This is a genomic window from Myroides albus (genome assembly GCF_009711045.1).
GTDB classification, from domain to species: domain Bacteria; phylum Bacteroidota; class Bacteroidia; order Flavobacteriales; family Flavobacteriaceae; genus Flavobacterium; species Flavobacterium album_A.
This window is the reverse complement of record NZ_WMJX01000129.1, coordinates 1-716: the sequence shown is the minus strand read 5'-3', so window position 1 is coordinate 716 and position 716 is coordinate 1. Positions and strand designations below refer to the sequence as shown.

The window sequence follows — 716 nt, the reverse complement described above, 5'->3', positions numbered from 1 at the left end:
TATCATTGAGAAGTTAAAAGAGCAAACTACTGTAGTAGTAAAAGAAGGAGAGGGAGCAGTGGATACAGGTGAAGTAATAGGTGGTTTTTCAGTTAAGAAAAAAGTATTTTCTAAACAATTAACTACACCAAAAGATAAAGCTACTTATGCGTACAATAGCCAATTTGAAGATGGTTTTGTATTTGCAGCTACTGATAAATTTGGAAGAGTGAAATCAGTACAAATTCTAACTAAAGATGGACAGTTGGTTATGAGTTCAGTGACTGATATTGTTGCTACAGCTACTAAATTAGATTTTAAATTTGGTATAGGAACTATGTATTCAACTCTGCCAACAGGTGTTACTTATGATGTTATTGTTGAGTATGTTTCTACAGAGGCATTTCCAAAACCAAAAGAAACTACAACTCCATAATTCATTACACAGTGAATTTTATTATTTAAAAAGTAAAGAAACATGAGAAAAAATATAATCACATTAGTCGCTTTAACTTTAAGTTTTGGCGCATTTGCACAAATCGGAACTGGTTTTGGTACAAAAAAACCTTCTCCTGCTGCAATATTAGAGGTTAAGTCTGAGAATAAAGGGGTATTGATACCAAGAATTGAACTGAAAGATTTAAACACCTTTGGATTAGCTGCTGACACTAAGGATGAAGGTATGCTTATCTATAACTCTACTGAAGTAAAGGATGCTAGTAATGTTGTAACAATAG

1 protein-coding gene and 1 pseudogene are annotated in these 716 nt (G+C 32.5%); both read left to right on the top strand.

The window, feature by feature from the left end; genetic code table 11:
• Nucleotides 1–415, top strand: a 415-nt coding sequence (locus GJV76_RS15820) for a hypothetical protein (RefSeq protein ID WP_394367080.1), incomplete at its 5' end; no start/stop codon positions are given.
• Nucleotides 416–457: 42 nt separating this feature from the next.
• A pseudogene (locus tag GJV76_RS15635) lies at nucleotides 458–716 on the top strand (hypothetical protein); the annotation flags it as partial.